General features: G+C 45.8%; 17 protein-coding genes. 7 read left to right on the forward strand and 10 right to left on the reverse strand.

The genetic code is table 11. The annotated features are described in order from the left end of the window. Nucleotides 1-648: 648 nt before the first annotated feature. From cyoD to GZ78_RS07795, 4 genes are read right to left on the reverse strand one after another with little or no spacing between them, the layout of a single operon-like run. Nucleotides 649-951, reverse strand: coding sequence for a cytochrome o ubiquinol oxidase subunit IV (gene cyoD / locus GZ78_RS07780; RefSeq protein ID WP_034834575.1), 303 nt, complete (start codon nucleotides 949-951; stop codon nucleotides 649-651). Between the two features lie 10 nt (nucleotides 952-961). Further along, nucleotides 962-1,564 (reverse strand): cytochrome (ubi)quinol oxidase subunit III, encoded by a 603-nt coding sequence (locus tag GZ78_RS07785; protein ID WP_034834576.1) that lies wholly within the window; start codon nucleotides 1,562-1,564, stop codon nucleotides 962-964. Further along, nucleotides 1,561-3,561 carry a cbb3-type cytochrome c oxidase subunit I gene (locus tag GZ78_RS07790; RefSeq protein ID WP_034834578.1) on the reverse strand — a complete coding sequence of 667 codons (2,001 nt, stop codon included), beginning with the start codon at nucleotides 3,559-3,561 and terminating at the stop codon, nucleotides 1,561-1,563. The genes GZ78_RS07785 and GZ78_RS07790 overlap by 4 nt, the downstream gene beginning before the upstream one ends. A 3-nt stretch (nucleotides 3,562-3,564) precedes the next feature. Beyond that, on the reverse strand, nucleotides 3,565-4,458 hold the full coding sequence (locus GZ78_RS07795) for a COX aromatic rich motif-containing protein (RefSeq protein WP_201772687.1): 894 nt from the start codon (nucleotides 4,456-4,458) through the stop codon (nucleotides 3,565-3,567). Nucleotides 4,459-4,967: 509 nt separating this feature from the next. Here GZ78_RS07795 and GZ78_RS27270 point away from each other — a divergent pair. The 3 genes from GZ78_RS27270 to GZ78_RS30945 all read left to right on the forward strand — a co-directional run bounded on the left by GZ78_RS27270 (nucleotide 4,968) and on the right by GZ78_RS30945 (nucleotide 8,835). After that, on the forward strand, nucleotides 4,968-5,450 hold the full coding sequence (locus GZ78_RS27270) for an aromatic-ring-hydroxylating dioxygenase subunit beta (protein ID WP_051785939.1): 483 nt from the start codon (nucleotides 4,968-4,970) through the stop codon (nucleotides 5,448-5,450). A gap of 143 nt (nucleotides 5,451-5,593) precedes the next feature. Then, on the forward strand, nucleotides 5,594-8,599 hold the full coding sequence (locus GZ78_RS07805) for a hypothetical protein (protein WP_034834579.1): 3,006 nt from the start codon (nucleotides 5,594-5,596) through the stop codon (nucleotides 8,597-8,599). Nucleotides 8,600-8,601: 2 nt separating this feature from the next. Continuing rightward, nucleotides 8,602-8,835 (forward strand): ISAs1 family transposase, encoded by a 234-nt coding sequence (locus tag GZ78_RS30945; protein WP_407919774.1) that lies wholly within the window; start codon nucleotides 8,602-8,604, stop codon nucleotides 8,833-8,835. A 77-nt stretch (nucleotides 8,836-8,912) separates the two neighbouring features. Here the strand turns inward: GZ78_RS30945 and htpG are convergent, their stop codons facing one another. Together htpG and GZ78_RS07820 are read right to left on the reverse strand one after the other, a co-directional pair. Next, the gene (htpG, locus tag GZ78_RS07815) at nucleotides 8,913-10,829 is read right to left on the reverse strand and encodes a molecular chaperone HtpG (protein WP_034834581.1); all 1,917 of its coding nucleotides are present in this window, start codon (nucleotides 10,827-10,829) and stop codon (nucleotides 8,913-8,915) included. 574 nt (nucleotides 10,830-11,403) lie between these two features. Beyond that, nucleotides 11,404-12,114: a DUF599 domain-containing protein gene (locus GZ78_RS07820; protein WP_051785940.1), complete on the reverse strand. Its 711-nt coding sequence runs from the start codon at nucleotides 12,112-12,114 to the stop codon at nucleotides 11,404-11,406. Nucleotides 12,115-12,589: 475 nt separating this feature from the next. Between GZ78_RS07820 and GZ78_RS07825 the strand changes: the two genes are divergently transcribed. Both GZ78_RS07825 and GZ78_RS07830 read left to right on the forward strand, forming a co-directional pair. Continuing rightward, entirely contained in the window at nucleotides 12,590-12,988 is a 399-nt protein-coding gene (locus GZ78_RS07825) for a hypothetical protein (protein WP_034834586.1), read from the forward strand. Between the two features lie 154 nt (nucleotides 12,989-13,142). Beyond that, entirely contained in the window at nucleotides 13,143-13,919 is a 777-nt protein-coding gene (locus tag GZ78_RS07830; protein WP_034834588.1) for a class II glutamine amidotransferase, read from the forward strand. 478 nt (nucleotides 13,920-14,397) lie between these two features. On the opposite strand, the gene GZ78_RS07835 is transcribed toward GZ78_RS07830, so the two are convergent. Further along, nucleotides 14,398-15,024, reverse strand: a complete 627-nt coding sequence (locus GZ78_RS07835) for a hypothetical protein (protein WP_034834590.1) — start codon at nucleotides 15,022-15,024, stop codon at nucleotides 14,398-14,400. Nucleotides 15,025-15,326: 302 nt separating this feature from the next. Here GZ78_RS07835 and GZ78_RS07845 point away from each other — a divergent pair, with 302 nt between their 5' ends. Then, on the forward strand, nucleotides 15,327-15,614 hold the full coding sequence (locus GZ78_RS07845) for a hypothetical protein (RefSeq protein ID WP_152558613.1): 288 nt from the start codon (nucleotides 15,327-15,329) through the stop codon (nucleotides 15,612-15,614). Between the two features lie 11 nt (nucleotides 15,615-15,625). Here the strand turns inward: GZ78_RS07845 and GZ78_RS07850 are convergent, their stop codons facing one another. After that, complete coding sequence (locus GZ78_RS07850; protein WP_152558614.1) at nucleotides 15,626-16,681, reverse strand: ion channel; 1,056 nt, start codon at nucleotides 16,679-16,681, stop codon at nucleotides 15,626-15,628. A gap of 684 nt (nucleotides 16,682-17,365) precedes the next feature. On the opposite strand from GZ78_RS07850, the gene GZ78_RS07855 reads away from it, so the two are divergent. Further along, entirely contained in the window at nucleotides 17,366-18,955 is a 1,590-nt protein-coding gene (locus tag GZ78_RS07855) for a hypothetical protein (RefSeq protein ID WP_034834596.1), read from the forward strand. Nucleotides 18,956-18,981: 26 nt separating this feature from the next. Here the strand turns inward: GZ78_RS07855 and GZ78_RS07860 are convergent, their stop codons facing one another. Beyond that, complete coding sequence (locus GZ78_RS07860) at nucleotides 18,982-19,431, reverse strand: NfeD family protein (protein WP_034834598.1); 450 nt, start codon at nucleotides 19,429-19,431, stop codon at nucleotides 18,982-18,984. A gap of 18 nt (nucleotides 19,432-19,449) precedes the next feature. Continuing rightward, complete coding sequence (locus GZ78_RS07865) at nucleotides 19,450-20,364, reverse strand: SPFH domain-containing protein (protein ID WP_034834600.1); 915 nt, start codon at nucleotides 20,362-20,364, stop codon at nucleotides 19,450-19,452. Nucleotides 20,365-20,417: the final 53 nt, after the last annotated feature.

A 20,417-nucleotide genomic window follows, 5' to 3' on the forward strand; every position in this document is an offset into this window, starting at 1 on the left:
CAGACTGGAATACAGGCTGCCACCTGCATCTAGTTGACAAATAAATCATCCTCAATTGAAATTGAAAGCTTGCATTGTCTGATGACGCATAACCCAAACCCACAAGATGCCCTGATTTCAGCTTATCGAGGTGTAAATCTAATTTAGCACTCATCACCCTGAATGGAGCCTCCCCCATTCCATATCCATAGTCTGCCACCAGATAGTAAAACAGCCTGATAGCACTAAGAACCTTCATGCTTTCATCATTCAGAGCCTGCTGCCAGCCATTAGACAAAAGACGGGCCAACCTTTCATCCAAACCAGGGACATGCCACTGCAGTGGCTCTCATTCCCGAGTAAATTGCACCCGATCGGCTTGCGAAAAGAAACTTTGATGGACACTGATATCCAGTGAATGACTCCTTGAAAGGTATATTGTCACTTTCACTGGGCACGAGAAGTTTGTAATACGACAGTGTAACTTCACTCACACCATCGTTTACGCTCACTTCACCTCTGGATGGCAAAATCTGAATACTCAAGGCATCCACAGAAGGTGATATAAAGGTCAGGATAATAAATTTAAAAAAGACAAGAAATGAATGATGAGAATCATACAAGCATTGTCGCGTTCGTTCTCTCATATACCCTCCTGAGAGGCGGAAGTTACATCATTCTGAAATTAAGGTCATAAAGAATCCAGATGGTTCCACCTACCATAATAAAAATCAGCACACCTGCAAAAAACAGAGCCGTCAGATAATCCTTGCCCGTATGTTTTAAGCTGATATTTAAAAAGAAGCGTAAGTGAACAATGACCTGAATGAGCGCACACAGGGTAATAATGCCAAACAGGACTTTGGCCGAAAAAGCTGAAGTCCAGACAACCCAGAAAGGGATTGCGGTCAGGATAACAGCCAGAACAAGTCCGGTAAGATAATCCTGCAGGCTATGTTCGTGTGTTTGCACTGGGAGCCTCCTATATAAATACCGGAAGATAAACCACTGAGAAAATGCCTATCCAGACAATATCCAGAAAATGCCAGAACAAACCAAGACGAAATAATCTGGAACAGACCTGTGGCGACAGACCTTTGATCATGACCTGAAGCACCATCATAAGAATGCCCAGCATCCCAATACTCACATGAATGCCATGAGTGGCTACCAGCGTAAAAAAAGACGACAGGTAACCACTGGCTTGGGGACCCGCTCCCTGACGGATCATATCCAGAAATTCTATGACTTCCAGATAGACGAATGACAGGCCAAAAACCAGAGTAATGATTAACCAGAACATTACAATCTGCCGTTTCTGATGCAGTGCTGCCAGCCAGGCAAATCCAAAAGTAACACTGGAAGTTAACAGACAGGCGGTTTCAAGAAATACATGTTTGAGATCAAACAAATCAATGGGTTCAGGACCATTGGCCGTATTTCTGAACATACTGACATAAGTAGCAAACAGAAGAGCAAAGAGAATCGCATCAGTCATCAGGTAGAGCCAGAATCCAAACTCCCGGTTATCAAGGCACTCCTCATGATGTTCCGCCATGGCTTGCTGAAGGATATCGGGTCTCATAAGGGTGCTCCCATAGCTACAGACTGCCCACCAGAGATCAACTGCGCTTTTCGCTGACTCTCAATACGCATAATCGTCTCTGGTTCAATGATCTCCTCTGCATGATCATTACAACTTCTGAAGATCAGCACCGTCATCCCCCCAACCATCGCCAGAACCGCCAACCACCAGATATACCAAACTGCAGCAAAACCCACTAAAAACCCGAAAAGTCCAATGAATACGCCCGCTCCTGTCCTCGCAGGCATAACAATAGGTGGATACTGCTCAGGAAACGGATATGCAGAGCCTTCTTTCTTCAGGGTCCAGAAGGCATCAACCGAACTCACTCTGGGAATAACCGCAAAGTTATAAGGTGCTGCAGGTGAGGATGTGGCCCATTCCAAAGTTCTTCCATCCCATGGATCACCCGTAAGGTCACGGTTTTCATTTCGATCCCTGATACTGACGTAAAACTGCATAAACACACTGAAAATCCCCACTAAAACAAAGCAGGAACCGATAAAGGCCACCAGCAGAAAAGATTGCCAGTCAGGATTAGTGTATTGCTCCAGCCGTCTTGGCATCCCTAAAAACCCCAGGGCGTAAAGCGGCATGAAAGCCAGATAAAAACCAATGAACCAGCAGTAGAACACCATTTTTCCCCAGAACTCATTGAGCTTGAATCCAAAAGCCTTGGGAAACCACAGCTGTGTACCCGCAAAGTAGCCAAACAAAGCGCCAGGGATGAGCATGTTATGAAAGTGGGCGACCAGGAATGTTGTGTTATGCATCAGGTAGTCTACAGGTGGTATGGCAAGCAACACCCCCGTAACACCACCTATTACAAAAGTGATGATAAACCCGATAGTAAACAGCATGGCCGGATGGAAAATAATGCGCCCACGAACCATGGTAAAGAGCCAGTCAAAAATTTTGACCCCGGTTGGAACCGCAATAATCATCGTGGCAATACCAAAGATGGCATTAACGTTAGGACTCGAACCCATGGTAAAGAAATGATGCAGCCAGACGGTAAACGACAGGAGTGCAATCACCATGGTGGCATAAACCAGTGAACGATAACCAAACAGTCTTTTCTTCGAGAATATCGCCGTCACTTCTGAGAACACACCAAAGGCTGGCAAAATCAATATATAGACTTCGGGGTGGCCCCAAATCCAGATCAGGTTGGCAAAGTTCATCATATTGCCGCCCAGCTCATTGGTAAAAAAATGCATGCCCAATGTTCTGTCCAGCCCCAGTAAAACCGCAACAACGGTTAAAGCAGGAAATGCAAAAGCCATCAAAATACTGGTGCAGAATGATGTCCAGACAAAAAGGGGCATCTGCATCAACTTCATGCCGGGAGCGCGACACCTGAGAATGGTCGTTATAAAGTTAATCCCGGTCATGGTACTGCCAACACCACTGACCAGAAGCGCCCAAATCCAATAATCTACCCCCACCCCCGGGCTGTAACCTATGCCTGAATAGGGCGGATATCCAGTCCAGCCAGCTGTCGAAAACCGTCCAATCACCAGTGAAATACCCATCAGGCCTGCACCGGCAGCGGTTAGCCAAAGACTGACAGAATTCATGAAGGGAAAGGCGACATCCCTGGCTCCCAGTTGCTGAGGAACGACGACATTGATCAACCCCGTCAGGAATGGCATGGCCATAAAAAAAATCATGATGGTGCCATGGGAGGTAAAAATCTGTTCAAAATGCTCCGGCGGCAAATACCCTTCGTTATTCAGTGCAATGGCCTGTTGTGCACGCATCATGATGGCATCAATAAAGCCTCTGACCAGCATGAGCAGAGCTAACACGATGTACATGACACCAATGCGTTTGTGATCAACGCTGGTCAGCCACTCTACCCATAAATATCGCCACTGACCTGCCCAGGTCACTGCCCCGGCAGCCAGAACAACGGTCAGAATAGTAACAACCGCTCCCCCCATGGCCACCCAGCTATAAAATGGCAGGGCTTCAATTGTCAGTCTGCCCAACATGGCTCACTCCAGATTTCTGGGTTTTTGCAGAGGCAAAGCACCTTTTGCTCCAGTGTATTTGCCAATGATTCGACCAAACAGGTCCGGCTCTACCCACGAGAAGTATTCAACCGGATGTTTATTTTCAAGCTTAAGGAGGTTCTGGTAGTGCACATCATCCAGCCTGTTATTGCTCGTTTTGACGCGCTCAAGCCACTGATCAAAATCGGCTTCAGAAAGAGACTGGACATCAAACACCATATGAGGAAACCCCCGACCACTGAACTGTGTATTACGTCCGGTATAGAGGCCTGGCCCATAAGCTTTAAGGTTTAACCTTGTTGTCATACCTGCCATGGCATAAATCTGACCACCCAGCGCAGGAATCATGAAAGATGTCATTACTGTGTCTGACGTAATCTCAATACTGAGAGGCCTGTCACAGGGAAAAGCCAACTCATTAACCACTGCCACCTGCTGATCGGGGTAGATAAAAAGCCACTTCCAGTTTTGGGCAACAGCCTGAACCCTGAAAGCCTGTTCACTGTCAGCTAATGATTTATAGGGATCCAACCGGTAGGTGTAGACGACGACCAGTATTCCAATGACCACAACAATGACCAGAGGCCCGGTCCAGATAAACAGTTCAACGAAAATGGATTGATGCCAGTTAGGCCGATAGGCCCCCTTACCCTTGGCTCGATATCGCCAGCATGACCAGAAAGTAATCAGGTAAACCGGTAATAGAGTAAAAAGCATAATGCCAGTGGCCAGAAATAGCAGATCTCGTTCGGTTTCCGCCACAGGTCCTTTTGGATAAAGGATGGGTGATGACTGCATACTGCAGCCCAACAATAGAGAAAGTGCTAACAGAATAGTCAGCCATTTTGACAAAAAAACCGTTCGACTGGATAGCATCGACAAATTCCAGAGTCACATAGAACTGATCAGAATGACCCGTTTCAAGCTCACTACAGGTTAGATCAAAACTTGAAAGAGTGAGTCAAACTCTAAAGATTTGTGTCAAGTCAGACCTGAGTCTCATCGACCATGGTCGAGTATTACGCAGGAAATCCTCTCCCCTATTCTGTGTCTGACATTGAATGAACACTATTAGTTGAGGCTGGATGCTGGCAACGGAACCACTGCTCAAAGCTGCAAATGGCATAACAATGACTTCTTCCCCAGAGAAAGAAGTACGCCCAGAGAAAGAAGCACGCTCATCCCGAAATACGGGTTGTATTGGCTGGTTTCCTGTACGCCTGTTCAGCACTTAAATACCTTGCTTGTGAAGCCGTTGAGTACTTCCACCGCCCTCAAAAAAACTTGAGCACCTGCACGGTCGCATCGGCTGTAATGTCCTGGCAGAACAGTTACTGGGCATTGCCCGAGATCTGGGGATTAAAGTCAAAAATGATGATGCAGAAGTGACTGAAATAGGTCCAGACAGCATCACACTGAAAGATAAAACGGTTGTTAAATACGATCAGCTTGCGGGTGTTGACGGAGCCCACTCTAAAATGAGGAAAGCTTTAACCAGTGAATCAGTGGAACAGGGTGAGGCTGTAAACCTCAATGCCTTTGGCAGAGAAGACAATAACGACGAATTTATTCTTTCGATTCGAGTCATGAGAGCATTTAAACCAAACTCCTGGACGGACAATCCACCGCCTCGTACACGACGTTTTGTTAGTAATGTCGAGGTATTGGCGTCAGATCAGGAAAACTGTTTTGAAACCTACAGCGACCTGATGGTCAGTTACAGCCGACACCAGAAAGATAATCACCCACTCTCTGCCCAGAGAAAAGATTTGCTTCGATTAGAGGGAGGAGAATTCAAAATTGTTCAAAGAGAAGTGATATTGGATTGGAATGTCATAACCGGACCTTCTTTGAGCCTGTTTCTTTAACAGGTTTCTCGAAAGGAAAGGTTTCTTAAATCATTTCATCGGTTTTGGAGGATTAATAAACGCCGAAATACAAATCTGTTCTATATTATTGTTCCCATCGCCCCTTTAAGTACAGATGTGTTCAAAAAAACAGGAGAAAGCCAGTGAATAATTATGGCAAGGAGGGGCATAAATTTACATTATATGGCTCGGTATGGGTCTTTCTGATCTATTTCTGGCCGAGCCTGCTGGCTGCCTCTGCTTTTGAAGGCTATCTGGGAGGTGTTGATTATCTGGCTGCTGCCCAGATGATCCAGGGCAAGAATGTAGGGTTGGATTCTTTTGGAATGGGATCATTTGGTTTAGTGACTGAGTGGCCCAACAACTGGCAGAATCAGCAATGGTTCAACCCGGATTTTCATGACAATGCTGGAGAGCAAAGTTTACTGTGGTGTCTGTTTAGCGGATGTTTCCTGCGGCAGGCTAATCCGGGTTCTGAAAATAACCCTTCTCAAGGGTTAGCCACTATAAAGGCAAACAGCGCCTATTATGCGAGATGCAGCCGAACGCTGATGCCTACCTGGAATCTGGCTAAAGAAGTTAGCGATATACCTGAACACTGTGATATTTATCTCATGCCTGGAGAATACCCGCTCCATGAGGCCGTTGTTTTAAAGAAAGGTCAGGTTCTGATTGGCCTGTCAGGGAAAAAAAACAAAATTAATTCGAGCGTTCTAACATATCTGATTCGATCGTATTCAGTGAAAAAAAACAGTGATGGTTTTTATTATCTGGCTCTGGATCGATTGTCGAGAGTCAGCCATTCCCAAGAACCTGCCATTCTTCATCTGACCCCTGAGTTTTCCAATAATGGGCTCTTGCAACTACCCCCGCAGACTTCACTACGAAACCTGATCTTACGTCCGTGTATTGCTGAAAGGTGTGTACATGCTGTGGTTTCAGATATTCCACAGGTCATCTTTGAACAGCTGGTATTAGATCTGTCACTCATATCACCGGAAGAGTATGAAGAAGAGCTAACTGAGAGTGATATGGACTCTGACCCTCCGCCCAATAACGGACAGTTACCGCCCGGTTCCAACAATGAAGAAGAGAGCGGCTCTGAGTCGGATGGTGGCAATGATGATGACTCGGAAGAGGGTGAGTACGAAGGAGATGACGAAGGAGATGACGAAGATGATGACGAAGATGATGACGAAGATGATGATAATTCCTGGGTTTCCGACAGTTCAGACGATCCGGATGAGGAAGATCTGTATGAGATTGATCTGGTGGAAAGTCTGTACCAGCTGCTTCTCAATCCCCAAAACCGTCTTTTATATCTAAGAACGCTGGCTCGCTGGTTAGGTCAACCCAGAAACTTTTATTATAAGAGACAGTTCAATCGTCTCCTGGCGAACTGGTTCAACTTGGCTTTGGATAACTACGAAGGGTCTGCATTACAAGTCCTTGAACGTATAAAAGATTGGAAGCTAAACGAACTTTCTGACTCGGATCTAAAGACTTTGCTGACCCATGTTTTTAAAGAGGTGAGGCTTAATCTTGCTGTTGAGATTGATATGCATTTCAGGGGATTTCATCCAGACCTGGTGATTCAGTGGATCAAAACTGATGGAGGAATACATACTTTTCCTTCTTTTCCGATGAGTAGAAGATTGGCATCAAGCAGCGTTTCAAGTTCAAACCAGCCGGTAGCAGCCAAACCAAAGAACAGAAGGAGCCAGAGTCCCCAGAATGGGGTAGCGGTTGATCTCGACTCATTGGTCTCAGTCATCATGCAGAGTCAGGATGGCGTTCATCGCCTGGCTGAATTAATGAGAGCCATTTGTGCCGATGACATGCATCTGGAAGAGAGGCTATTTAGAATTCTTCGTTCTCTGCTTGTAGGGTTGAGAGCCAGAACACTGGATCAGCTTATTTCTCAACAGTACGATCTGTTGCTGGGTCTGATGACCAACGAACAGTTATTGACCGATCTGGTTTTCAATTTACTGAGGCTTGTATCTCCAGATGAGCAGTCAATAGCTGTCCAGCAGGTTTTCAGTCAGGAACCAATGGTTTCAAGTCACCCTGACTGGGTGCTAAATAGCGATGAGGATACTGATACAAAAGTTGAGACTGAAAGGAATGTTCGCAGCAATCCATTCAGCCATAATGTGAAGCCACCCATGATAAGATTGATTCCGCTGCCAATACCGGCAATATATCAAAGGCTTCTGAGAACGCCTCTGCAAAATCTGGTTGCATTCAAGAATCTGTTGCTCTTCCAAAAGAAAAGCAAGTCAGAGCGAGCCATCAATCTGATTATGAAAGACATGAGAGCCAAGTATCAGAGTCTTAAAACCATTTATGATTTTCATATTGCCAGAAGTTTTTTCTCTATCAGTTACCGAACTTCCTGGATGCAGGTTCTGTCTCCCTATCTCAATTCTATGGACAAAGTTCAGGAGTTTATTCTGCTCTTGAGAGTGGCTCTGGAATCTCTGGGCGATCATCGCTGGTATCAAGTGACGCATATTCTGGACACTGAAGATCATCAGGAGTTGATGCAATGGCTGCTTAACTGGCTGGAAGGTGAACTCAGTAACAAGGTGCCGGAATCAGTCGCTCTGGCACTGGGCTATTTCCTCAGCGAAAATGATTTTGATCTGATGTCGAGTCAAATGCAGGAGGAGATGAACAGAGTCGACACTCATCAATCTATAAGCCCTGAGTCGGTTTCTTATCCCTTACAGATCGGGCAGAATTCTCCACCTCCTTCTTATCATCAGATCATGCTAGACAGTCACAGGTTCGGCAATGGTTATCTGCCCTTGTCTCAGCATACCAATAGAGCTCAAACGAGAACAGGAAGCGATCACTCTGTCAGAGCAGGACTACAGCCCTTCAATCCATACACCCCTCAAGATCATTTTCTTCTACCTCCCACCTTGGGGACGCACATGGTGCCAGTTCAGTATGGCTATCAGCTACCTTCTGTTGTCCCCATTCATCATGATGCTTCTCAAAGCAGGTTTGTGCCTAACAGGGCTCTGGTGGAGGATAATCTGAAGTTTATGACAGAGCCCTATAGAAAGTTTGAAGATGTTCCTACTGACCCATCAGAGGCTGAAAGTGATACGCCAGCTGACTCTGATGATGAACAATAAGGATTTGTGGTACAGCAGATGAATGGGCAGGAATAAAACAATTTGGTGTCGTTCAATCCGACCGGACAATTAATGACAAAACTACAACAGCTCTGAGGTTCTACATTTCCAGTAAAACCATGACGGCTGAGGAGCTGCTCAGCGCAACACGCCAGCACTGGGAAGTTGAAAACAACCTGCATTGGATGCTGGATGTCAAAAACGGCTGGAGCGATTTAACGGCTGGAGCAATATAAAGGAAGGATGGAAAAAACGGGTAGATTAAAGAGCAGAGAGCTGGAACTACCAAGGAGTTCCAGCTCTCCAACAAGCCTTAGCCTGCCATTTCCAGCAACAGCTTGTTCAAACGCTGTACATAACTGCCCGGATCATCCAGTTGACCACCTGCCGCCAGGTTAGCCTGATCAAATACAACTCGGCTCAGGTCAGCAAAACGATCTTCATCCGCTTCCTGATCCAGACGGGTGATCAGAGGATGTTCTGGATTAATTTCAAAGATAGGCTTGGACTCTGGCATTGCCTGGCCCGCAGCTTCCATGATCTTACGCATCTGGGCGCCCATATCATGATCGCCTACCACCAGACAGGCTGGCGAGTCGGTCAGTCGATGCGTCACACGGACTTCTTCAACCTGATCGACCAGAGCATCTTTAATTCGCTTAAGCAGATCCTCTTTCTCTTTGGCGCTTTCTTCCAGGGCTTTCTTGTCTTCATCGTCGTCAAGCTGACCCAGATCCAGATCACCACGGGCAATGTCTGCAAACTGCTTGCCATCAAATTCGTTCAGATGGGACATCAGCCACTCATCTACACGATCGGACAACAACAGGACTTCAATACCTTTCTTCTTGAAGACCTCAAGGTGTGGACTGTTAGCCGCTGCATTAAACGTTTCTGCAGTGATGTAGTAGATCTTGTCCTGACCTTCTTTCATGCGGGAGAGATAGCTTTCCAGAGACTGGTTCTGTTCTGAGCCCTTGCTTTCGGTAGAAGCAAAACGCAGCAGTTTAGCCACTTTCTCACGATTGGCATGATCTTCAGCAGGACCTTCTTTAAGAACCTGACCGAACTCTTTCCAGAATTCTGCGTACTGTTCTTCTTCCTTTTTGGCCATTTTTTCCAGCATATCAAGAACACGCTTGGTCAAGGCGGCCTTCATGCTGTCAACTGCAGGGTCTTTCTGAAGGATTTCACGGGAAACGTTCAGGGACAAATCATTGGAATCCACTACACCCTTGATGAAACGAAGGTACATAGGCAGGAATTCATCAGCCTGATCCATGATGAAAACGCGCTGAACATAAAGTTTCAGGCCTTTCTGCATGTCACGGTTGTACAGGTCAAACGGTGCCTTGGCAGGAATAAACAACAAACTGTTGTATTCCAGTTTTCCTTCAACCCGGTTGTGACTCCACTTCATGGGGTCAGTGAAATCGTGGCTGATATGCTTGTAAAACTCTTTGTACTCTTCGTCAGAGATGTCAGAACGGGAACGGGTCCATAGTGCTTTGGCAGTGTTGACTGTTTCCCACTCAGGAGCTTTATCTTCTTCCGGTTTGTCTTCGTCTTCTGTTGGCATATCCTGCTTGATCATCAGGATCGGCATGGAGATATGATCAGAATACTTCCGGATAATATTGCGTAGACGCCAGCCATCAGCAAACTCTTCTGCATCATCTTTCAGGTGCAGGATAATAGCAGTACCACGCTTTTCCTTGCTAATGCCTTCAACCGTAAACTCACCGGAACCATCAGAAACCCAGCGAACGGCTTCGTCTGCTGCAACACCAGCCTTGCGGGTTTCAACAGTCACCTTGTCAGCAACAATAAATGCGGAATAAAAACCTACACCAAACTGACCAATAAGCTGAGAATCTTTTTTCTGATCACCGGTCAACTGTTGCAGAAAATCGGCAGTTCCGGACTTGGCAATAGTACCCAGGTGAGCGATAACATCGTCACGATTCATACCAATGCCATTATCAGCAATGGTGATGGTTTTCGCTTCCTTGTCAAAATCAATACGAATATCCAGATTAGGATCGCTTTCCAGCAGGCCGTCTTTATGCAGCGCTTCAAAGCGCAATTTGTCAGCAGCATCAGAAGCGTTAGAGATCAACTCCCGCAGAAAGATTTCGCGGTTGGAATACAGGGAGTGGATCATCAGTTGCAGAAGTTGTTTAACTTCAGTCTGAAAACCCATTGTTTCTTTTTTAGCTTCGACAGTCATTTGACCCTCTACGTTGCTTTCTCGCAGCGGCCGCCATTCAGAACCCTCTTCTGAGCGGTCAGCCTGATCATTAATTACTTTGGAACTTATGTGGGGACAGTGATTTTGATTTCAAGGCAAATTACCGATTTTTTTACATCAACCTCTAATCAACCTCTAATCAACCTCTAATCAACCTCTAAAAGTGATGCTGTCAAAGCCACCCGCCGGCCCTAAAGACAGGTCATGCAGACTTATACCCATACATTTTCTAATTGCCTTAATGAGCTTGGCAAGCTGGTCATAAGACTAAGGGTTTGTCTCAAAATAAATTCCCTATTAGAGCATGGGCTCTGTTCACCCTGAGCCCTGTCGAAGGGTGGTGGCTCTGGACTTCGACAGGCTCAGCCCGAACGGGTTTGTTCAAATACGGAAGTTATTTCAGGACTATTCCTAAGGCGGAATGACGAGTAATAGGCAGAGCTATTGCGAGGAGCTCCAACGCAGAACTGGTGTTCAAATTGTAAGTGTAATTGCGTAGCCGGAAGACCGACTTGTCTATTTTTGGTCAGGCTCCCAGTATCTGCGATTGGTATTACTCCCTTTCACTGACCGAAAGGGCATCCAGCACTTTGGAATGAAACTCTCTACGATAGAGAATCACCACCACCATGATGGTACTGATGATAAAAATAGACGGATGAATAAACCAGGACAGTGTGGCCAAAGCAAAGTAGTAAGCACGCAGACCGTAGTTAAAGTGGTTGGCGGCCAGCGTCAGTATATGACCCGCTTTGTCAGCAAATACTTTCTGTTCCGTTTTATTGCCACTGATATCATGCATCAACGGCGCACTGCCCATCAGAACACAGGTAAAATTGTACAGCCTCAGGCTCCAGGTAAATTCAAAAAAGGTGTAAACAAAAATGATCAGCATCACCAGTACCTTGAGTTCCCATAACTCCCGGGTATAGGTCGTCACAAAAGGCATCGTCGAAAGCACCCCGACGGCCTCTTCTGAGGCGGCAATGCCCGTAATCAATCCTGCCATTACCAAAATACTGGTAGAAGCAAAAAAACTGACAGAAGCTCTGAGGCTGGATAACAAACTAGCATCCGCTATTCGATTATCTCTACCCAACAACCGGTACATCCAGTCTCTTCGATAGAGCGCCAGTACACTGGCAAGACAAGCAGTAGTCTGTCCTTTTCGATACGCAAAGACCGTATAGCCTACCCACAACACAATGAGTGACAACAGTGCAAACCAGTCAAACCAGGAGGCAATTCCAGATATATTGGTCATAGTGTCCTTCCTCTCCGGGTTATTATTATCTGTCGCTTTGGGTCATTTTTTTAAAGTATCCCTATCTCTTCTCTAATGACAGCATTACAGGTCACTAAACAAGGTGCGAACAGACTCTGTGTGTATACGTATAAGACTGCCTGTCAGTACATCGCAGTAAAAGACTTTTTTGTATCATCCTTAATGTACCTACTTGTTAATCGGGAAAAAATAGCGACTCCAGTCCACAGGCAAAAGATTTAAACACCCAAAACATATGTTAAAGTTATCCAGGGTCTGGTGGTGTGCAAATGGCTTAATCAGGCTCCTTGACTGCCTCTGGTTCAGTACTCACTGGTTAACACCAGCATCAATATAGACTATTGTTTCAGTTTATATCGACTGGCACTTCAGGTTAGATCACCTGAATTTTCATTTCGGCTATTTTGATTTCACGCCAAGGCTTCATCCCGTGCCATCGTCAACAGGAGAAAGGATGACAAGTTCACATTTTATCATAGGCTGGGCAGTCTACCTGGCAGGTGCAACGGGCTGTCTGCTGGCTCTGATGCTAATCACAGGCAGGCTTCCCGTTCGATTCAAACGGGCACTTCGTTTCACGACCGCAGCCTTGCTGTACACACCCTGGTGGTTAAGCCCGGGGTCAAACCTCCTGTCACCGGCGCTCTTTACCATGGCTTATGATGGTCTGACCGATGGCATTGAAGGCATGGCAAGGACCGGGTTAATCACTGTGATTGCAGCTGGCTCCGCCGCTCTGATTGCCATTATTCTTCCCGTTAAGAAGAGCAAGGCAGGCAAGGAAAAAGAAGAAAACACACCCGCAACGGCAGGGCATCGTAAAAAACCCAAACGGCAGGAACCGATTTGCTAATTGAAGCGGGTACTTTTGGGCAGGTCATAACGCCTTACCCAATCGCAAAAGTTAAGACGACAAACCAATCCTGAAAGCCATTACAAAATTAATCCATTTTTTGTTACTTCATGGGACTAAAAATGCTTAGAAACAATAAAAACGGACAGTTGAGATGTGTGAACTGCTGGGCATGAGTGCCAATACACCCACCGATATCTGCTTCAGCTTCAGTGGCTTGATGCAGAGGGGCGGCCGTACCGGCCCTCATAGTGATGGTTGGGGCATAGTCTTTTACGAAGGGGCTGGAGTTCGTGAGTTCCGGGACCCTCACCCCAGCTGTGAGTCTGAAATTGCCAGACTGGTCAGAAATTACCCCATCAAAAGTGATATTGTCATCAGTCACATCCGACAAGCCAATGCCGGTCGAGTTTCGCTTGAAAATACACACCCTTTTACACGAGAATTTTGGGGGCGAAACTGGACATTTGCCCATAACGGGCAGCTGAAAGGTATCAAGAAAAAAGAGCTTTGCTATTACCGTCCTGTCGGCACTACAGACAGTGAATATGCTTTTTGCTGGCTAATGTGCAAGCTCAGGGAACGTTTCCCAAAGCCCCCTGCCCGTCCTGCTACCTTGCAGCGCTACATTCATACACTGGCACTGGAGTTACGAGAGCTGGGTGTATTCAATATGTTATTGACTGACTCTAAGCACCTTTATTGTTTCTGCTCAACCAAATTAAGCTGGATTACCCGAAAAGCACCTTTTGAAAAAGCAACTCTGAAGGATGATTCTTTAAGTGTTGATTTTAAAAAGGTCACCACAGAAAATGATATTGTTACTGTGGTGGCTACTGAACCTCTCACAACCAATGAATCCTGGAATATCATGAAACCCGGAGAATTAATTGTCTTCAGGGAAGGCCAGGTTGAATACCATAAAGAATGAATAAATAATCGGGATGATGATAAATAAGTGCTTTTAACTGATATTAAAGCAACTTTATTATTCATCCCAATTACTTTCAATTAATATAAAGCCCTAATAATAAAATAGATGAATTATTATTAACAACCTGATTATCTATATCGTGTTCTTTATTTCATTAAAGCCATCAACAAGGCAGTTATACTCTTTTGCCAGCATAGAAAGTTTTTTTCAGTTTTCAAGATTCTCAGAAGCTAAAAAGCCAGAACCAACGACTGAAATTAGTCGATAATTCTGGCTTGGGGATTGATACCAATCGCACTTTCAAAATCCCCTACTGTGCAGCCATTTGAGTCCAATATTCTGCGTTGGGGATCGTCCTCATAGCTACGGCTATGACTCCTCACCCCGCCTTTATGCCCTGTGGGTATTGCCTATTGGACTCAAATGGCTTGCTCATAACGGGGTTTGAAAGTTTGATTGGTATAACAATTGACTTTTATTTTCTTTGAGATGCGAGTAAGCCAGCAATACCTGGGTAATCACGTTCCATACGATCTATTGCATTACAAACACGAGAAAACTCTGCGTCCACTCTATTGTAATAACTCCTCAATTCTCTACAATTGGTGCGCCCTTCAAAATATGCACTTTTTTGACTTCCATCCAGAGCGCGAGAAGTTCTTGCTAAATCATTTTGAAGATTATCACGTTGTTCTAGAAGACCTTGGTATTCATCAAGAGTTTTAGCCCCAATGACATCCATAAGTGTCTGCATCTTTTCCGCTTTTTCTCGTGCTTCAACATTACACGTAACGGTGCTTAGAGTTTCTTGAAAACTGAACTGTCTGATTTTATTCTCAGCAAAAATGAATCTTTCAGCTCTGCCCATGTCCATTCCCTTGGTTTCAACAAACTGAATTAAACGGTCATTGATACTTTTTCCTTCAACCCCTTTTTTAACTGGGTTACTGCGCAGATGACCAGCAAACTCAGTCTGATCTGATGAGCGTGTCACGTTTCGGTTATTAAATAAGCCAACGGTCATTAATGTAGTGATAGCTTCACGGTAGTGACCGGTATTGTAGGCATCAATAGCCTGCTGAACAAAAGTAGGTATTTGCATAGTCGTTCTCCTTAACTGTGAGCTTATGAGCCTCAGCAATGCTTACGCCCAGAACGATATTAGCAAAGCGGTGTTCCAGCATTACTAACCAGCTGTTAAGTATTCCTAACCTTTTAAAAATGGCGCTCACAACCTCTGCTTCAGTCAGTGCCAAAAAAAATTCAGAAGATTAAATCCATTCCCAAACCGTTAAAAAAAGTCGTTACAAGTATGACCAATAAGTTCTTTCAAAGCAGAACTATCAAGAAAACCCAAAAGCAATTAGTTAAACACCCAAAGGAACAATTCAACACAGTGTTCGAATGGAATCGAGAGCTGATCATGGATCAGGCGAAAGAATCTGTTACAAAGGATCAGTGCGATCCTCAAGAACGCCCTGTCAGCTGATCACTCTGTTTTCAGCCAAAGCCGGACACTTTCCCTTTCTCTATCTTACTGCCTGTGTGACAGAGAACAGGAAAGATCTGGCATACCGGCTGGATGATTTACCTCAATGGCAACAGGTTTCACTCAACGACTTCAGCCTGCTCCTGAAGCGCTTCAGTCTGGCAGCAGAAAACAACCGAAAGGCCTTTTACAACCGCCGTTGAATGTCATCTGATCAGCCCTGAATCTCACTCCAGTTGACTTCTTCTGAGAGAATTCGTTGAGCTGACATGTAATAAATCAGCTGACCTGCTTTGACAGGCTGTTCAGCAACAGGATTCAGAACAAGGTCGTCACCCGTAGCCGTTTCAGCAATGCCCAGTACAATAGCTTCATGCTGCTTCTTCATACATTCCAGCAAGCGGCTGAAAGTAACCCCCTTAAAGTCATCAGGCACTCTGACACTGTATTGTGTGGGGCCAATAAGGGTAGAGAGTAGCTGTCCCTGAACCCGGGAGGAACCCGGATCCTGAGCGGACCGAACCAGCATTTCCATAGAAATACTGGTATGGCATTCAACGTCCGGGCAATGAGACTTTAACAGCTTGACCATATGCCCCTGTTCAAACCATGCAACTATATGAGCCGTTTCTGTCAGGGCTGCAACCGTCAAACAGCTGGTTAACGTTTTGTCATCTGTAGAGCGATAAATGATCACGCGGTCTGCATAGATGACACCGGCCCTGCTCAACAACTCGTCATCACTTAAACTATCACCCTGGATAAACAAAACCTGATCAGGAAAGGGGTTATCCATCTCTTCCGTTGCACAAAGCACTATTTTCCGGTCTTCCCTTCGGGTGTCCCCAAAAATCAGCCTGATCATTCTGGGCGTCTGTTCCGGATGCCAGCCCAAAATCACAATATGACCCGACAATGCTGAATAATCTCCTTTTCCCTTCATATTCTTTCTCCATAACTCGACAAAAAATGAGGACAGTTTGCCGAGAATACCGGCAAAGACCACCACACCACCGGGCATAACCAGCAGTGAAGCCGTCATTCTTCCACCGGTTGTCTGTGGGCTGTAGTCACCGTAACCGACCGTGGTTGCTGTGGTAACAAAATAATAAAACCAGGTTTCCGGGGTAATCAGCTCAGACTCTCCGGCCAGAAACATGAACAACCAGCTGCCAAAAAACAACAGCATAAAGAGCACAAGCAGAGCCAGCCAACTCAATTTCAAAAGATGCTGATTAATAAAATGCAGGGTTGTTTTTAGCCGTCCCAATGAATGTCCTCCATGAAGCCTATAGCCATTTAAAGAAGCCTGTAGCCATTTAAAGAAGCCTGAATGAATCACCTGTCAGTCTTGACCGGAAAGTATGCCGGAAGATAACAACAACAGCTATGAAGAATCGAAAACAAAGTCACATCAGCCCTCAGTGTATTTATCTGAATGATGGATATGAATCAGGATTCATCACTAGGAGGCTGACCGAGAATAGACAGCCCGGCCTAAAATCCAGAAAGAACGGCCATCTTTTTCACTGAATTTGCTTAAATAGGTCAACTATTCGCACAAATTCAGTGAAAAAGCTGACTCGTTCTACTGAATTTTATGCTCGGACGCTATTCTCGGTCAGCCTCCTAGTAAAAAAATGAGCTCATGATCATATAACCTGCATTTTCCCTGTGTATCTTTTTCTTTAGGATACCCTGATTTATTACTACACAGCCCCTGTGAATTGACTAATCTTGCGTCTTACCCAAACGTTAAAAAGAGCAAGAGACTATGAAAATGCCACCCTTTTTATGTAATAGCCGAGGTGGCGAGAGGAGTCAGTCACTCTTATTAAAAAGCCTCACTCGGCAGGGAAATACTCTGTGCGTTTTTCTGTCCTGTCTTATCACTACCCTGAGCCCAAATGCACAGTCAGCCTTAAGCATTAAATCGGGCGAGATCGATTTTGGCATGGTTCCGGTGGGAGCTATTGAAAAGAAGGTCATCGAGGTTTGCAATTCAGCCGATGCCCCGGCTCAAACCATTCACGTATTCAAAACGCCTGAACATTTTCGAGTAGAGGGCGTCACCCCCTACCGGCTGGGTTCAGGAGAATGTCAGCCTTATATCCTTGAATTCCAACCCAAGCTCACTGATACCGGCCTGACGCGCTATGGGATTCTCATCAATGACGAAGGTCAGGTTGAAATGGAAGAGTACCTCTCACGACTGGTCGTCACTGTTGAACCTTCTGACAGTGATGGACCCGTCGCAGATATTCTGCTGGGACGATTAAGTGGGATCTCTCTTGACCCTGAAGAATGGATTCACCGGATCCCCCCACTCTTCCAGCAGGGTACTTACCGTTACCAGGGATTGATTGAAAACAATAATAACGGTTACAGGTTAATAGAATCCGAGTTTGGAAAAATGGGAAACTTCATTCTGGAACAGGATGAAGTCTTATTTTCGCTATCCAATGATCTTCCCAACAGTTTACTCTCAGAGTTTCAATGGTCCAGAAACAAACATTCATGGGTCAAACGCCCAAATCAGTACACACCCCCAGAAGGAAGTTGCGGTGTTGCACTTCACCCTGCTCAACGTTGGTTAATCTCTGGCTCAAAATTCGACTCTACACTGATGTCTTATGACCGAACTGGCATTGAGCCTTTACCTGTCAAAGCTTCCAGCCACTCCGGCCGATTTACCAAATTCTGCAATCTGCTGTTCGATGTGACCGGTAACACCCTGTTCAGTCTGGCCTTTACCAGCCAATATACTGGGAAACAGACTCAGCTGATTGCCATGAGATTCAACACATCTACCGGCATACTGGAAGATCCAACCTACGTACCTCTTGGCTCTGATGTCAGTTTCAGTACCTTAAGCAGCCTGCACTCTATGTCCCTGGACAATCAGAACAGGCTGGCTGTCCACCCTATGCGCTCAGGCACTAAACAAGCCAGTATCTATCAGTATTCTCCTAATCAGCACAGTCTAACGCTCGAAGAAAGTCTCTCTTTCGATGATGATGAACCCGCACTCAGAACCATTGATCAATCCCGAAATGGTCAATATCTATTGACGAACAGTGAAAAAGTCGGGGAGTTCAAGGTAAAGCAGAAGCTTGATAAACAATGGCAAACCATGATGCTTGCCCCTTGGCTGCGCTTCACACAAGACCTTAACGAAGCCGAGTTTGTGCCCGTAGATGGACGATTTGCACATTACTCTGACGACTTTGTGATCGCCACACGCGACAACAATAGTCTGAGGCTATACACAGAAGAGACCCCTGGCACCCAGAACTGGAGATGTCGTCAGGCATTCTTCGAACAGGAAGGTCTACCGCTGAGTGCGCCGGCCAGAAAAGTGATGTACAGCAAAGATGACCATTGGATAGCAGTCATGAATGATCAGACTATTCTGTTCTTCCAAAAGATGAGCTGTTATACCACGAAAAACCAGTTCTTCTGGCCAAAAGGCAAACCCGAATGGTGGGAGCAGTATGAAGATAAAATCTGTACAACTCACATGAGAGAATTCGCCCATCCATAATGTATGGGCGCTCTTTTTTATGAGTATCAGCTATGTCGATCGATCAGAAGCGTCATGCCTTCTGCGCCTGTAATGATCACAGGACAACCCTTCTCAAGGTGTCCAACTGCTTTTACAGACCAGAGAGTATCACCGATCTGAATCTTACCTTGCCCTCCCGGCAGGTCATTTTCCAGAACAACAACCCGCCCAATCAATTGCGCTGCACGCTGATTCAGCTGAGGGTAATCGCTTTTTTCATTAACCCCCCGGAAGAACTTCCAGTAGGCTACGGTAAAGATCAAACTGCCCACTGCAAACCATACCAGCTGCCATGCCCACCCGGTCTCAGGAAGAAGCCACAGTACAGCCGCCAATAAAAAAGCCGCTGCTGCACTGCCGAGCAGAAAGCCTCCCGCCCCCAGAGCTTCCAGCCCCAAACACAGAAAGGCAACAATCAACCAATGCCAGGGCTGCAGAGTGTTAAGAAAGTCCATAGTATTATCTGCGTCCTGTCAGGGAGTTTTCTTCAAATCATCAACAAGCTCTTTAATACCCGCCAATGAACCAATCACACTGCCTGCTTCCAGAGGCATCATAATGGTTTTACTGTTGTTCGCTGACGCTACTGCTTGCAGGGCAGCCACATATTTTTGAGCCACAAAATAGTTAATCGCTCTGGCATCCCCTGTTGCTATCGCCTGGGAGACCACGTCTGTAGCTCTCGCTTCAGCTTCTGCCAGCCTTTCTCTGGCTTCTGCTTCTCTTTTCGCCGCTTCAAGCTCACCTTCCGCTTTCAATATCTGAGCCTGCTTCTCACCTTCAGCTACTTCGATTGCGGCCGCTCGACTGCCTTCGGCTTCGAGTATTTGCGCCCGCTTCTCCCGCTCTGCTTTCATCTGGCGAGCCATGGACTCCACCAGGTCAGCAGGAGGCGCTATATCCCTGATTTCGATACGAGTGACTTTGACTCCCCAGGGATTCGTGGCTTCATCCACCTTGGCAAGCAACATACTGTTAATGCGGTCACGGTTGGACAACATTTCATCCAGTTCCATGGAGCCCAATACAGCACGAATGTTCGTCATTACCAGATTCTGCATGGCTCGATAGAGTTCATTCACTTCATAGGATGCACGAACGGCGTCTTGCACCTGATAAAAGCAGACAGCATCGGTGGTTACCTGGGCATTATCAGAAGAAATGATTTCCTGAGGCGGAATATCAAGAACCTGCTCCATCATATTGATTTTTTTACCAATCATATCCACAACAGGCACAATAACATGCAAACCAGGAGGCAATGTCCGGGTGTATTTACCAAACCGTTCTACGGTGAAATGAAAGCCCTGGGGAACCATTCTGACACCTGTACCGATCAGTACAGCAATCAGAACGACTAATGCAATGGCTGTAATTTCAAAACCCACTGAGTCACTCCTTCGCCTGAAAAATGAATTATATCCAGTCCACAGTCTGACAG

The organism is Endozoicomonas numazuensis (assembly GCF_000722635.1).
In the GTDB taxonomy this organism is placed as follows: domain Bacteria; phylum Pseudomonadota; class Gammaproteobacteria; order Pseudomonadales; family Endozoicomonadaceae; genus Endozoicomonas_A; species Endozoicomonas_A numazuensis.